General features: G+C 45.9%; 14 protein-coding genes. All 14 read left to right on the forward strand.

Annotation, left to right across the window (positions count from 1 at the left end; all coding sequences use genetic code 11):
• Nucleotides 1–15: 15 nt before the first annotated feature.
• The 14 genes from ACGHVY_RS06395 to ACGHVY_RS06460 all read left to right on the forward strand — a co-directional run bounded on the left by ACGHVY_RS06395 (nucleotide 16) and on the right by ACGHVY_RS06460 (nucleotide 14659).
• A complete protein-coding gene (locus tag ACGHVY_RS06395) occupies nucleotides 16–1416 on the forward strand; it encodes a C1 family peptidase (protein WP_390597912.1) in 1401 nt (466 codons plus the stop codon).
• 172 nt (nucleotides 1417–1588) lie between these two features.
• Nucleotides 1589–2938, forward strand: coding sequence for a Na(+)-translocating NADH-quinone reductase subunit A (locus tag ACGHVY_RS06400; RefSeq protein ID WP_308744972.1), 1350 nt, complete (start codon nucleotides 1589–1591; stop codon nucleotides 2936–2938).
• A gap of 53 nt (nucleotides 2939–2991) precedes the next feature.
• Nucleotides 2992–4164, forward strand: a complete 1173-nt coding sequence (locus ACGHVY_RS06405; protein WP_390597913.1) for an NADH:ubiquinone reductase (Na(+)-transporting) subunit B — start codon at nucleotides 2992–2994, stop codon at nucleotides 4162–4164.
• 13 nt (nucleotides 4165–4177) lie between these two features.
• Nucleotides 4178–4852, forward strand: coding sequence for a Na(+)-translocating NADH-quinone reductase subunit C (locus tag ACGHVY_RS06410; RefSeq protein WP_308744974.1), 675 nt, complete (start codon nucleotides 4178–4180; stop codon nucleotides 4850–4852).
• A 19-nt stretch (nucleotides 4853–4871) separates the two neighbouring features.
• Nucleotides 4872–5513, forward strand: a complete 642-nt coding sequence (locus ACGHVY_RS06415) for an NADH:ubiquinone reductase (Na(+)-transporting) subunit D (RefSeq protein WP_308744975.1) — start codon at nucleotides 4872–4874, stop codon at nucleotides 5511–5513.
• Nucleotides 5514–5555: 42 nt separating this feature from the next.
• Nucleotides 5556–6182, forward strand: a complete 627-nt coding sequence (nqrE, locus tag ACGHVY_RS06420; RefSeq protein ID WP_308744976.1) for an NADH:ubiquinone reductase (Na(+)-transporting) subunit E — start codon at nucleotides 5556–5558, stop codon at nucleotides 6180–6182.
• Nucleotides 6183–6200: 18 nt separating this feature from the next.
• Complete coding sequence (gene nqrF / locus ACGHVY_RS06425; RefSeq protein WP_390597914.1) at nucleotides 6201–7475, forward strand: NADH:ubiquinone reductase (Na(+)-transporting) subunit F; 1275 nt, start codon at nucleotides 6201–6203, stop codon at nucleotides 7473–7475.
• Between the two features lie 257 nt (nucleotides 7476–7732).
• Nucleotides 7733–7912: a hypothetical protein gene (locus ACGHVY_RS06430; RefSeq protein WP_291595343.1), complete on the forward strand. Its 180-nt coding sequence runs from the start codon at nucleotides 7733–7735 to the stop codon at nucleotides 7910–7912.
• Nucleotides 7913–7957: 45 nt separating this feature from the next.
• Nucleotides 7958–9292: a DEAD/DEAH box helicase gene (locus tag ACGHVY_RS06435; protein WP_308747360.1), complete on the forward strand. Its 1335-nt coding sequence runs from the start codon at nucleotides 7958–7960 to the stop codon at nucleotides 9290–9292.
• A 262-nt stretch (nucleotides 9293–9554) separates the two neighbouring features.
• Nucleotides 9555–10622 carry a 3-phosphoserine/phosphohydroxythreonine transaminase gene (gene serC, locus ACGHVY_RS06440; RefSeq protein ID WP_390597915.1) on the forward strand — a complete coding sequence of 356 codons (1068 nt, stop codon included), beginning with the start codon at nucleotides 9555–9557 and terminating at the stop codon, nucleotides 10620–10622.
• A 10-nt stretch (nucleotides 10623–10632) separates the two neighbouring features.
• On the forward strand, nucleotides 10633–11553 hold the full coding sequence (locus ACGHVY_RS06445) for an NAD(P)-dependent oxidoreductase (RefSeq protein ID WP_308747358.1): 921 nt from the start codon (nucleotides 10633–10635) through the stop codon (nucleotides 11551–11553).
• A gap of 85 nt (nucleotides 11554–11638) precedes the next feature.
• Nucleotides 11639–12886, forward strand: coding sequence for a DUF1015 domain-containing protein (locus ACGHVY_RS06450; protein ID WP_390597918.1), 1248 nt, complete (start codon nucleotides 11639–11641; stop codon nucleotides 12884–12886).
• 239 nt (nucleotides 12887–13125) lie between these two features.
• Nucleotides 13126–13740, forward strand: coding sequence for an IMPACT family protein (locus ACGHVY_RS06455; RefSeq protein ID WP_390597920.1), 615 nt, complete (start codon nucleotides 13126–13128; stop codon nucleotides 13738–13740).
• 49 nt (nucleotides 13741–13789) lie between these two features.
• Nucleotides 13790–14659, forward strand: coding sequence for a C39 family peptidase (locus ACGHVY_RS06460; protein ID WP_390597922.1), 870 nt, complete (start codon nucleotides 13790–13792; stop codon nucleotides 14657–14659).
• The last annotated feature ends 18 nt before the right edge of the window (nucleotides 14660–14677 follow it).

The following is a 14677-nucleotide window of genomic DNA, read 5'->3' on the forward strand; positions in this document are numbered from 1 at the left end:
AAACTATTTATACTAATGAATAAACGAATTTTATCAGTTTTTGTTTTCTGTGCTTTCTGTTATTCGGCACAAGCTCAAAACGCAAAAGGCGGCATCAGCGACGACATGATGCAACAAATTAAACAGAGTTATCAAAACACCCCGGCTGACAAGGCTATCCGCAACGCCATCGGCAACAACGACATCCGCAAACTGGCTCTCAACCAGGAAAACCTGAAAGGTATGGATACGCACTTCTCCGTCAAAGTGAACTCCAAAGGCGTCACCGACCAGAAATCTTCCGGCCGCTGCTGGCTCTTCACCGGTCTGAACGTGATGCGTGCCAAGGCCATCGCCCGCCACAATCTCAGCTCGTTCGAGTTTTCGCAAACCTATCCTTTCTTCTTCGACCAACTGGAGAAAGCGAATCTTTTCCTGCAAGGCATCATCGACACCAGCGACAAACCGATGAACGACAAAATGGTAGAGTGGCTGTTCCACCACCCTTTGAGTGACGGCGGTACTTTCACCGGTGTGGCCGACATCGTAAGCAAATACGGTCTTGTCCCCAAAGACGTAATGCCCGAAACGAACAGTAGCGAGAACACCTCCCGCATGGCGAACTTGATTACCTTGAAACTCCGTGAACAGGGCCTTCAACTCCGCGACCTCGCCGCCAAAGGCACGAAACCGGCACTCCTCGAGAAAACGAAAACCGAAATGCTCGGCACCATCTACCGCATGCTGGTCTTGAACCTGGGCGTTCCCCCCACCGAATTTACCTGGACGGAATACAACGCCCAAGGCAAACCCGTATCTACGGAAACCTACACCCCGCTTTCTTTCCTGAAGAAGTACGGTGACGAAAACCTGATCGGCAACTACGTCATGCTCATGAACGACCCCAGCCGTGACTATTACAAATGTTACGAGATAGACTATGACCGCCACCGCTACGACGGCAAAAACTGGACTTATGTCAATCTCCCCATAGAGGACATCAAAGAGATGGCGATAACCTCCCTCAAAGACAGCACTATGATGTACTTCTCCTGCGATGTAGGCAAATTCCTCAACTCTGACCGTGGTCTGCTGGATGTTAAAAACTACGACTACGAATCTCTCATGGGCACAACCTTCGGCATGAACAAGAAGCAGCGCATTCAAAGCTTTGCCAGCGGCTCAAGCCATGCCATGACGCTCATGGCAGTAGACCTCGACAAAAACGGAAACCCGACCAAATGGATGGTTGAAAATAGTTGGGGGGCCGGCTCCGGTTATCAAGGTCATCTCATCATGACTGATGAGTGGTTCAACGAATATATGTTCCGCCTGGTGATAGAAACCAAATACGCCACGAAAAAAGTATCGGAAATCCTCAAACAGAAACCCATTCGTCTTCCCGCCTGGGATCCCATGTTTGCCGAAGAAGAATAGAAGAACAGATGTTTTTATTTAAATGAATCCCAACCGGCAACGAACACACTGTGTGCGACCACGAAAGGAATTACGGATATTTTTCCGTAATTCCTTTCTTTTTTCCTCTTTAATCACATTATTATTTATTACTTTTGCGGCAAATTTATGAAACCATTATTTTATTTATAGCATGGCAAATGTAATAAAGTTACGCAAAGGCCTTGACATAAACCTGAAAGGTACAGCTGCAGAGACGTACACGACAGTGAAAGAGCCGGGATTTTACGCACTCGTACCCGATGATTTTCCTGGAGTGACGCCGAAGGTAGTCGTAAAAGAGCAGGAGTATGTGATGGCTGGTGGACCCTTGTTTATTGACAAGTATCATCCTGAAGTAAAATTTGTTTCGCCCGTGAGCGGCGTAGTGACGAGTGTAGAGCGTGGAGCCCGTCGTAAAGTCTTGAACATTGTAGTGGAAGCTGCTGCAGAGCAGGACTACGAAGAGTTCGGTAAGAAGAATGTAGCGTCGATGGATGCGGAAGCTGTAAAAACCGCTTTGTTGGAAGCCGGTCTTTTCGCGTTTATCAGACAACGTCCTTATGACATCATCGCAGACCCGACAGTGACGCCAAAAGGCATTTTCGTATCCGCTTTCGACAGCAATCCGCTGGCACCCGACTTCCAATTCGCGTTGAAAGGTGAAGAAGCAAATTTCCAGACAGGACTTGATGCCCTTGCCAAAATGGCAAAAACATACCTGAACATAAGCGTGAAGCAGAACGCTGCCGCATTGACTCAGGCAAAGAACGTCACAATCACCGCATTCGACGGACCGAACCCTGCAGGTAACGTAGGTGTTCAGATCAACCACCTTGCCCCTATATCCAAAGGCGAGACAGTATGGACAATTGATCCGCAAGCCGTCATCTTCATCGGCCGTCTTTTCAATACGGGACATGTGGATTTCACCCGTACTGTAGCCGTGACAGGTTCTGAAGTGTTGAAACCCGCTTACTGCAAACTTCAGGTAGGCGCACTGCTGACTAACGTATTCGCAGGCAACGTAACGACAGGCAAAGACCTGCGCTACATCAGCGGCAACGTGCTGACAGGAAAGCAAGTATCCCCGAACGGATTCTTAGGCGCATTCCACAGCCAACTGACCGTTATCCCCGAAGGAGACGACATTCACGAAATGCTCGGATGGATCATGCCGCGTTTCAACCAGTTCAGTACCAACCGTTCCTATTTCAGTTGGCTGATGGGAAAGAAGGAATACACACTGGATGCACGTGTCAAAGGTGGCGAACGTCATATGATCATGTCCGGTGAGTACGACAAAGTGCTTCCAATGGACATTTTGCCTGAATTTTTGATTAAAGCCATCATCGCCGGCGACATCGACCGCATGGAAGCGCTCGGCATCTATGAAGTAGCTCCCGAAGACTTCGCCCTCTGCGAGTTTGTCTGCTCTTCAAAGATGGAACTGCAACGCATCGTCCGTGCCGGACTTGACATGCTTCGTTCGGAAATGGCATAATCTACCCGCATGGCAAATCGTAAATAGTAAATCGTAAAATAGTAAATATATTAATGAAAGCGTTAAGAAATTATCTCGATAAGATAAAGCCGAACTTTGAAGAAGGCGGCAAATTCCACGCATTCCAGTCGGTGTTCGACGGCTTCGAAACATTCTTGTTCGTGCCCAGCAAGACTGCGAAAACGGGAACGCATATACACGACGCGATTGACAGCAAACGCATCATGTCGATTGTGGTTATTTCGTTAGTACCGGCACTGCTGTTCGGTATGTACAATGTAGGTTACCAGCATTTTACCCACACGGGTACCGCAGGCAGCTTTTTCGAAATGTTTGTCTACGGATTTCTGGCAGTACTGCCCAAAATTATCGTATCTTATGTAGTAGGTCTTGGCATCGAGTTCGTCGTAGCCCAATGGAAGAAAGAAGAGATTCAGGAAGGATTTCTCGTTTCGGGTATCCTGATCCCGATGATTGTTCCGGTGGACTGTCCGCTGTGGATTCTTGCCGTAGCTACTGCATTCTCTGTAATCTTCGCTAAAGAAGTATTCGGTGGTACAGGTATGAACGTATTCAACGTAGCGTTGATTACACGTGCATTCCTGTTCTTCGCATATCCGACCAAGATGTCCGGTGATGCCGTTTGGGTATCGGGCGACAGCATCTTCGGGCTGGGACAGTCGGTAGACGGGCTGACCGTTGCCACTCCGCTGGGAGAAGCTGCTACGACCGGCGCGGCTCCTGCATTCAGCATGGATATGGTGACGGGACTTATTCCGGGTTCTATCGGTGAGACAAGTGTGATTGCCATCCTGATTGGTGCCGCTATCCTTTTGTGGACAGGCATCGCAAGCTGGAAGACAATGATTTCCGTATTTGTCGGCGGTGCGTTCATGGCTTGGGTATTCAACTCAATCGGCATGGAAAGCAACGCTATGGCTAATATGCCGTGGTATGAACACCTCGTTCTCGGTGGTTTCTGCTTCGGTGCCGTATTCATGGCTACCGACCCTGTCACTTCCGCACGTACGGAAAGGGGTAAATACATCTTCGGATTCCTGATTGGTGTGATGGCTATCGTCATCCGCGTACTGAACCCGGGTTATCCTGAAGGTATGATGCTCGCCATCCTGCTGATGAATATCTTCGCTCCGCTGATTGACTACTGTGTAGTACAGGGCAATATCAGCCGCCGCGAGAAACGCGCTATCAAGTCTAACCAATAAATACCGGATGAAAATGAATACAAATAGTAATAGTTATACTATCATTTATGCTTCGGTAATGGTTATTATCGTAGCATTCCTGCTGGCATTCGTTAGTTCTTCGCTGAAAACTACACAGGACAAGAATGTGCAGTTGGATACTAAAAAGCAGATTCTTGCTGCGTTGAACATCAAGAACGTAGAAGATGCGGATGCTGAATATAAGAAATATGTAAAGGGCGATATGCTGATGAACGTAGACGGTACGCTGACTGAGAACACAGGCGAATTTGCTACCAACTACGAGAAAGAAGCGAAAGAGCAACAACGTCTTCACGTATTCGTATGCGAAGTGGACGGTCAGACTAAATATGTAGTTCCTGTTTACGGTGCCGGTCTTTGGGGCGCTATCTGGGGATATGTCGCTCTGAACGAAGACAAGGATACCGTTTACGGCACTTACTTCTCTCATGCAAGTGAGACTCCGGGGCTGGGTGCTGAAATCGCAACCGATCATTTCCAGAATGAGTTTGTCGGTAAGAAGACTTTGGAGAACGGTTCTATCGCTTTGGGAGTTGTGAAGAACGGCAAGGTAGAGAATCCTGAATATCAGGTGGACGGCATTTCCGGTGGTACAATCACTTCTGTAGGTGTGGATGCCATGCTGAAAGCTTGCTTGGGTAGTTACATGAGTTTTTTAACTAAATAATAAGGAGAAGAAAAAGAATATGGGACAACTGTTTTCAAAGAAGAATAAAGAAGTATTCTCTGCTCCGTTGGGAATAGACAATCCGGTGACCGTACAGGTGCTCGGTATCTGTTCTGCACTTGCTGTTACCGCAAAACTGGAGCCTGCTATCGTGATGGGACTTTCAGTGACGGTCATTACAGCGTTTGCCAATGTGGTTATCTCACTGCTGCGCAAGACCATCCCTAACCGTATACGTATCATCGTTCAGTTGGTTGTGGTAGCTGCACTGGTAACTATCGTGAGTGAAGTTCTGAAAGCGTTTGCTTATGATGTAAGTGTTCAGCTTTCTGTATATGTAGGTTTGATTATTACCAACTGTATTCTTATGGGACGTTTGGAAGCATTTGCCATGCAGAACGGTCCTTGGGAATCTTTCCTTGACGGTGTTGGTAATGGTTTGGGTTATGCCAAGATTTTGGTAATCGTGGCTTTTTTCCGCGAATTGCTTGGTTCGGGAACTCTGCTCGGTTTCAATATCTTGAACTATGAGCCTCTCCGGAACATAGGATATGTGAACAACGGCTTGATGCTGATGCCACCGATGGCGTTGATTATCGTAGCTTGCATCATCTGGTATCAACGTGCACGTCACAAAGAACTGCAAGAAGAAAGTAATTAATAAAGATGAAGGACTCTTCATTCTTAATTCTTAATTGAAGATATGGAACATTTATTAAGTTTATTCGTCCGCTCTATCTTTGTGGACAACATGATATTCGCATTCTTCTTGGGTATGTGCTCATACCTGGCTGTATCGAAGAATGTGAAGACTGCCGTAGGACTGGGTATCGCCGTAACTTTCGTGTTGCTGGTGACGCTGCCGGTCAACTATCTGTTGCAGACCAAGGTGCTGGCTGCCAACGCTATCATTGAAGGCGTCGACCTCAGCTTCTTGAGTTTTATTCTTTTCATTGCCGTTATTGCCGGTATCGTGCAATTGGTGGAGATGGTGGTAGAACGTTTCAGCCCGGCGCTGTACGCTTCACTGGGTATCTTCCTGCCGTTGATTGCCGTTAACTGTGCTATCATGGGTGCTTCCCTGTTTATGCAGCAACGTATCAACCTCGGTCCGAGCGACCCGAAGTATATCGGTGACATCTGGGACGCGCTTTCTTACGCGCTGGGTTCCGGTATCGGCTGGTTGCTGGCTATCGTCGGCTTGGCTGCTATCCGTGAGAAAATGGCTTACTCTGACGTGCCCGCTCCGTTGAAGGGCTTGGGTATCACGTTTATCATCGTAGGTCTGATGGCAATCGCATTTATGTGTTTCTCTGGTTTGAACATCTAAAAAGAAAGGAATAAGACAATGGATATGAATTTAATATTAGCGAGCATTGGGGTATTCCTTGTGGTTATTCTGTTGCTTGTTGTCATCCTGTTGGTTGCCAAGAATTTCCTGGTACCGTCAGGTGACGTGAAACTGACAATCAACGGCGAAAAGGAATTGGAAGTGGCTTCCGGTTCTACTTTGCTGAATACGCTGTCTGTAAACGGAGTATTCCTGTCATCCGCTTGCGGTGGTAAGGGTTCTTGCGGACAGTGCAAATGCCAGGTGCTTGAAGGGGGCGGCGAAATCCTGCCTTCCGAGGTTCCTCACTTCAGCCGCAAACAGCAGCAGGATCACTGGCGTCTGGGCTGCCAGGTAAAAGTGAAAAGTGACATGGCTATCAAGATTGACGAGTCTATACTCGGCGTGAAAGAGTGGGAGTGTGAGGTTATCTCCAACAAGAACGTGGCTACGTTTATCAAGGAGTTTATCGTGGCTCTGCCTAAAGGCGAACACATGGACTTTATCCCCGGTTCTTATGCGCAGATTAAGATTCCTAAATTCTCAATGGACTATGACAAGGATATTGACAAGAGCCTGATTGGCGACGAGTACCTGCCTGCATGGGAGAAATTCGGCTTGATGGGCTTGAAATGTAAGAACGATGAGGAAACCATCCGTGCTTACTCTATGGCCAACTATCCTGCTGAAGGTGACCGTATCATGCTGACAGTACGTATCGCTACTCCACCGTTCAAACCGAAAGACCAAGGTCCCGGATTTATGGATGTAATGCCAGGTATCGCTTCTTCTTATATCTTCACTCTGAAACCGGGTGACAAGGTGATTATGAGCGGCCCCTACGGAGATTTCCACCCGATTTTGGATTCTAATAAGGAAATGATGTGGATTGGCGGTGGTGCCGGTATGGCTCCGTTGCGTGCACAAATCATGCACTTGACGAAGACGCTGCATATTACCGACCGTAAGATGTCTTACTTCTACGGTGCCCGTGCACTGAACGAGGTATTCTATCTGGAAGACTTCCTGCAAATCGAAAAGGACTTCCCGAACTTCACATTCCATCTGGCGCTTGACCGTCCGGATCCTGCTGCCGATGCTGCAGGTGTGAAGTACACTCCGGGCTTCGTTCACAACGTGATTTATGAAACTTACTTGAAGAACCACGAAGCTCCTGAAGATATCGAATACTACATGTGTGGTCCCGGCCCGATGTCGAAAGCCGTTGAGAAGATGCTCGACGACCTTGGCGTACCGGCTCAGAATTTGATGTTCGATAACTTCGGCGGATAATTCAATTCGTCGGAAGTTAACTCCCGGTCAGTGAAATGACTGGAAAGATAACATAACAAACAGAGCGGGAAACTTGAAAAAGCTGATATGCTTTTCAGGTTTCCCGCTTCTTTTTTGTGCTTTCCCTGTGTGTCTTTCCGCTATACCATTCGGCTATTTTACGTCCGTTATGAAGATATTTTCCTATTTTCGCTATACGTATCTATTATATTCGTATATTTGACTACCCAATAGAATTTAAATACATAAAACAGGTTATGGAATACCATCGTATATCTTTTATTCACAACGATACGGAGTACACGTTTGTCAAAGCTATGAGTTCGGAACTGACCGGATATGCCTTAATATCGGCTTGCCGGGCGGAAGTTACCATTTATATGAGAGAGAATAATCTAAAAGGACGTTATATCTTGACCGGTATGGCTAAAGTTTAACTGCGTATTCGTCCTCATACTCTTCCTTTTATTATCTTTGTCACCATGTTAGAGAAAAATGAAATTATACAGTCGGCTCTCCGCAATTTGAAGATTGAAGAGCTGAATCCGATGCAGGAAGCGTCACTTGAACAAGCTACCGGAAAGAAAGACGTCATATTATTGTCACCGACAGGGTCGGGCAAGACACTGGCTTATCTGTTGCCTTTATTACTCACCTTGAAGCCGGACAACGGTAATGTACAGGTCTTGATTCTGGTTCCTTCGCGTGAGTTGGCTTTGCAGATCGACAGTGTGTTTAAAGCCATGGGGACTTCCTGGAAAACCTGTTGTTGCTACGGCGGACACCCCATTGCGGAAGAAAAGAAGAGCATTCAAGGAAATCATCCCGCTATCATTATCGGTACTCCGGGACGTATTACCGACCATTTGTCTAAGGGAAATTTCAACCCCGAAACCATTGAGACTTTAATCATTGATGAATTTGACAAGTCTTTGGAGTTCGGTTTCCATGATGAAATGGCGGAGATTATCACGCAGCTTCCGGGACTGAAAAAGCGTATGTTGCTTTCGGCTACGGATGCTGAAGAGATTCCCGAATTTACAGGACTGAACCGTACAGTCAGGCTGAATTTCCTGCCGGACGCTTCCGAAGAACAGGAATCCCGTCTGACGCTGATGAAAGTGCTTTCTCCGGCGAAAGATAAGATTGATACTTTGTATAATCTGCTTTGCACATTGGGAAGCAGCTCGAGTATCGTCTTTTGTAATCACCGGGATGCGGTGGATCGTGTGCAGAAACTATTGGCAGATAAGAAACTGTCTGCCGAACGCTTTCATGGCGGCATGGAACAGCCGGACCGTGAGCGTGCGTTGTATAAGTTCCGTAACGGCAGTTGCCATGTATTGATTTCTACCGATTTGGCTGCCCGTGGACTGGATATTCCGGAGATTGGGCATATCATCCATTATCACCTTCCGGTGAATGAGGAAGCCTTTACACACCGGAACGGGCGTACGGCGCGTTGGGACGCTACGGGAACGTCTTATCTGATTCTTCATGAGGAAGAAAAGCTACCCGCTTATATTCCTGAAGATATGGAAACGGTTGCGTTGCCTGAAAATCCCCCCCGTCCGCCAAAGTCAATTTGGGCTACTATATATATAGGTAAAGGAAAGAAGGAAAAACTGAGCCGGATGGATATTGCCGGATTCCTGTATAAGAAAGGGAATCTGACCCGTGAAGATGTGGGGGCGATTGACGTGAAGGAACATTATGCTTTTGTTGCTGTGCGCCGGGCGAAGGTCAAGCAACTCTTGAACCTGATTCAAGGCGAAAAAATCAAAGGAATGAAGACTATTATTGAAGAAGCTAAATAAATATACGTTTTTATTGCATTTTGCTTTCACTTTATTAGTAACTTCCCCATGCTTTGTTCGTTTTTCGACTTTTATTCCTTACTTGTTATCTGTAGATAACAATATGGTGTATATATCCTGTATAAACCAATAAAAAGAAAGGAAAATCTGCTTTAAAACAGTATTTTTATAAGGAAAGATTTGTGTACCGGAAATAAATTCGTAAATTCGCAAAGTCAAAGGACAAAAGTAACGAAATTGTTAAACCAAAAACAAACTTCAAATGAAAAAGCATAATTTCAATGCAGGACCTTCCATTCTTCCGCGTGAAGTGATAGAAGACACAGCGAAGGCTATTTTAGATTTCAACGGCTCTGGTCTTTCTATTATGGAAATCAGTCACCGTGCCAAAGACTTCCAACCTGTGGTTGACGAAGCAGTGGCATTATTCAAGGAATTACTCAATATCCCCGAAGGTTATTCGGTACTGTTCCTGGGTGGTGGTGCTAGTATGGAGTTCTGCATGGTGCCCTATAACTTCCTTGAAAAAAAGGCTGCTTACCTGAATACCGGTGTATGGGCAAAAAAAGCAATGAAAGAAGCTAAGGGGTTTGGTGAAGTTGTAGAAGTCGCTTCTTCTGCCGAAGCTACATATACTTATATCCCCAAAGATTATACAATCCCGACAGATGCAGATTATTTCCATATCACTACCAATAACACGATTTATGGTACGGAATTGAAGCATGACCTTGAGTCTCCGGTTCCGATGATTGCCGATATGTCTTCTGATATTTTCTCACGTCCGATTGACGTTTCCAAATATATCTGTATCTATGGTGGTGCTCAGAAAAACCTGGCTCCTGCGGGCGTTACGTTCGTTATCGTGAAGAATGATGCAGTAGGTAAGGTGTCACGTTACATCCCGTCAATGCTGAATTATCAGACTCACATTGATGGCGGTTCAATGTTCAATACTCCGCCGGTATTACCTATCTATTCTGCCATGTTGAACCTTCGTTGGATCAAAGCTCAGGGTGGTGTGAAAGAAATGGAACGCCGTGCCATCGAAAAGGCTGATATGCTGTATGCGGAAATCGACCGCAACAAATTGTTCGTAGGTACTGCTGCCAAGGAAGACCGCTCACGCATGAATATTTGTTTCGTTATGGCTCCCGAATACAAAGACCTCGAGGCTGACTTCATGAAGTTTGCTACTGAAAGAGGTATGGTAGGTATCAAGGGACACCGTTCGGTAGGTGGTTTCCGCGCATCTTGCTACAACGCTATGCCGAAAGAAAGCGTACAGGCTTTGATTGATTGTATGCAGGAATTTGAAAAACTTCATTAATGAAAGAATTATGAAAGTACTTGTAGCTACAGAAAAGCCGTTTGCTAAAGTTGCGGTAGACGGTATTCGTAAAGAAATAGAAGCAGCCGGATATGAGCTTGCTTTACTCGAAAAATATACAGATAAGGCTCAGTTGCTGGATGCAGTGAAAGACGCCGACGCTATCATTATCCGTAGTGATATTATTGATGCTGAAGTGCTGGATGCTGCAAAGGAATTGAAGATTGTGGTTCGTGCGGGTGCAGGATACGATAACGTAGACTTGGCTGCTGCCACTGCTCACAATGTTTGTGTGATGAACACTCCGGGACAGAACTCCAATGCGGTTGCCGAACTGGCTTTGGGTATGATGGTATATGCTGTCCGTAATTTCTATAACGGAACTTCCGGTACGGAACTGATGGGCAAGAAGCTGGGTATCCACGCTTACGGAAACGTTGGCCGTAATGTGGCCCGTGTTGCCAAAGGCTTTGGAATGGAAGTGTATGCTTACGATGCATTCTGCCCGAAAGAAGTAATCGAAAAAGACGGTGTGAAAGCACTTGATTCGGCAGAAGAGTTGTATAAGACTTGCCAGGTGGTGTCTCTGCATATTCCTGCTACTGCCGAGACTAAGAATTCTATCAATTATGCGCTGCTGAAAGATATGCCGAAGGGTGCCATGTTGGTAAACACTGCCCGCAAGGAAGTTATCAATGAAGCCGAACTGATTAAGCTGATGGAAGACCGTGCCGACTTCAAATATATCACGGACATCATGCCTGCCGCTAACGCTGAATTTGCTGAGAAGTTTGCAGGACGCTATTTCTCAACTCCGAAGAAGATGGGTGCACAGACTGCTGAAGCAAATATCAATGCAGGTATTGCCGCTGCCAAACAAATCGTTGGTTTCTTGAAAGACGGTTGCGAAAAATTCCGCGTGAATAAATAATATTCGTAGAAATAGTAGTATATTTGAGCCACAGATTTTCAATAAGTCTGTGGCTTTTATTTTTTACATATTAAATACTAATATCATGGCAATAATTAAACCTTTCAAGGGCATTCGTCCACCGCAAGATTTGGTGGAACAGGTTGCTTCCCGTCCTTACGATGTCTTGAATTCTGAAGAAGCCCGCATTGAAGCGGAAGGTAACGAGAAGTCTCTTTATCATATCATCAAACCTGAGATAGATTTTCCCGCAGGCACGGACGAGCATGCCGAGCCGGTGTATGCCAAGGCTGCCGAGAACTTCCAGGCGTTTCAGGATAAAGGATGGCTGGTGCAGGATGCGAAGGAAAACTATTATATCTATGCCCAGACTATGAATGGGAAGACACAGTACGGACTGGTTGTCGGTGCTTATGTTCCCGATTATATGAACGGAGTTATCAAGAAGCATGAACTTACCCGTCGCGACAAGGAAGAAGACCGAATGAAGCATGTCCGTGTGAACAATGCGAATATCGAGCCTGTTTTCTTCGCTTATCCTGATAATGAGAGGTTGGATGCTATCATCAAGAAATATACGGTCGGAAAGCCGGTTTATGACTTCATCGCTCCGGGCGACGGCTTCGGTCATACGTTCTGGATTGTTGACCAGGACGAGGATATTGCGGCCATCACTGCCGAATTTGCGAAGATGCCGGCACTGTATATCGCTGACGGCCATCACCGTTCTGCCGCTGCTGCATTAGTTGGGGCTGAGAAAGCCAAACAGAATCCGAATCATCGTGGTGATGAGGAGTATAATTACTTTATGGCAGTCTGCTTCCCTGCCAACCAACTGACTATTATTGATTATAACCGCGTAGTGAAAGACCTCAACGGACTGACTCCCGAGCAGTTCATTGCTGCATTGGAAAAGAACTTTGCCGTAGAAGAAAAGGGTGAGGATATATACAAGCCGTCCGGTCTGCATAACTTCTCTCTTTATCTCGGTAACAAGTGGTATAGCCTGACTGCCAAACCCGGTACATACAATGATAATGACCCTATCGGTGTACTTGATGTGACCATTTCGTCTAATCTGATTTTAGATGAAATCCTGGGGATAAAAGACCTGCGTTCGGATAAGCGTATCGACTTTGTCGGCGGTATCCGTGGATTGGGCGAACTCAAGAAACGTGTGGATAGCGGTGAAATGAAAGTAGCTCTGGCACTTTATCCTGTGTCTATGAAGCAATTGATGGATATTGCGGATACCGGTAATATCATGCCGCCCAAGACCACTTGGTTCGAGCCTAAACTCCGCTCAGGATTGGTTATTCATAAGTTGGATTAAAGCATAAGTCTTATTTAATAAAATCAAGCGGTCGAACCGTTACAATCATACAGTCGATTGTAGCAGTTCGACCGTCCGTTTATAATAGAATAACCGTTTGTTTGTAGTAAAACAATCGCTCATTTGTACTGAAACGACCGCTTGTTTGCATCAATTCGAACATATATTGATGAACGAACATCACTTAATATTTCCAAATGATAGATTGAATTTTCTCAATAAAGCCGTATCTTTGTGCCATGACTGCTGAAGATACTTATAAAACCATCACTGAACCTTCCGAAGGTATTTATACAGAAAAGCGAAGCAAGTTCATTGCTATCGCACTTCCTGTGCGTACAATTGACGAGATAAAGGTACATCTTGAAACGTATCAAAAGAAGTATTATGATGCCCGGCATGTCTGTTATGCTTATATGTTGGGTGCGGCACGCAAGGATTTTCGTGCCAATGACAACGGGGAACCTTCCGGTACGGCAGGCAAGCCTATTCTCGGGCAGATTAACTCCAATGAACTGACGGATATTCTGATTGTCGTAGTCCGTTATTTCGGAGGAATCAAGCTGGGTACCAGCGGATTGATTGTGGCTTACAAAGCTGCCGCTGCCGAAGCTATCGCTGCCGCTACGATTATAGAGAAAACGGTGGATGATGATGTGACGGTCATGTTCGAATATCCTTTTATGAATGATGTGATGCGCATTGTGAAAGAAGAGGAGCCTGAGATTCTCAACCAGTCGTATGATATGGATTGTAGTATGACGTTGCGGATTCGCCGCTCGATGATGCCGAAACTGCGAGCACGACTGGAAAAGGTGGAGACTGCACGGATTATTGATAATGGAGAGAATTGATGTGCTGAAAGTCGTTGTTGTTGAGACCGGTCGATTAGATTGAAATTGAATGAGAAAGAAAAACTACATATTTTTTATTCTGCTTTCGGGCTTTTCTGCATGGGGGAATACCTGGGTTTGTGCACAGGAGACTCAGAAAATTCAGGAGGCTCGGAAACCCCAGGAGGCCCGGAATACTCAGGGAACTCGGAAGGCTCAAGAGATTCTGAAGTTAGCCCCCAATAATATTCCTGTTCCCTGGTATTCGCAGAAAATCACGGGATGCCCTTATTCGCATTGTTCCCTGGCTTCCTCATTAATGGTATTCGACTATTTCAAGGGGATGACGACTGACAAACAACGGTCGGCTCAGGATGCTGAAAAGAAACTGGTGGAATATCAACGGAATTACTTCCTGAAAAAGCATGCTCCTTTCCGTCGGCGTACTTCGATAGGGCAGGGTGGTTATTATGCTTTTGAGATAGATTCACTGGCCCGTTATTACGAAAATATGGTAAGTGCCGAGCATTTCCAGCAGAAAGATTACCGGATATTAAAGGATTATATCGACCGTGGTATTCCTGTATTGGTGAATGTGAGATATACAGGTGCGGTGCGTGGCTTGCGTCCTGGGGCGAGAGGACATTGGATGGTACTTCGTGGGATTGATGATAAACACGTGTGGGTGAATGATCCCGGTCGTTCGCCGGAGATGCGGAGCAAAGGAGAAAATATCTGTTATCCCATAAAGAAACAGCCGGGCAATCCTTCTTATTTTGACGGATGCTGGACAGGACGTTTTATTGTGGTTACCCCTAAGGAATGGATACGCAATTCACTCTTTGCACAGGTAGGAAAATTGCCGCCATTAGAGGAAGTGATGTATGTGGTTCCGCCTTTTGTCTCGTCTGTGGAACTACCGCGGGTTATCAGTCAATAAAAGCATAACTCAATTATA

The sequence above is a fragment of the Bacteroides sp. f07 genome (genome assembly GCF_042854785.1).
Lineage (GTDB): Bacteria > Bacteroidota > Bacteroidia > Bacteroidales > Bacteroidaceae > Bacteroides.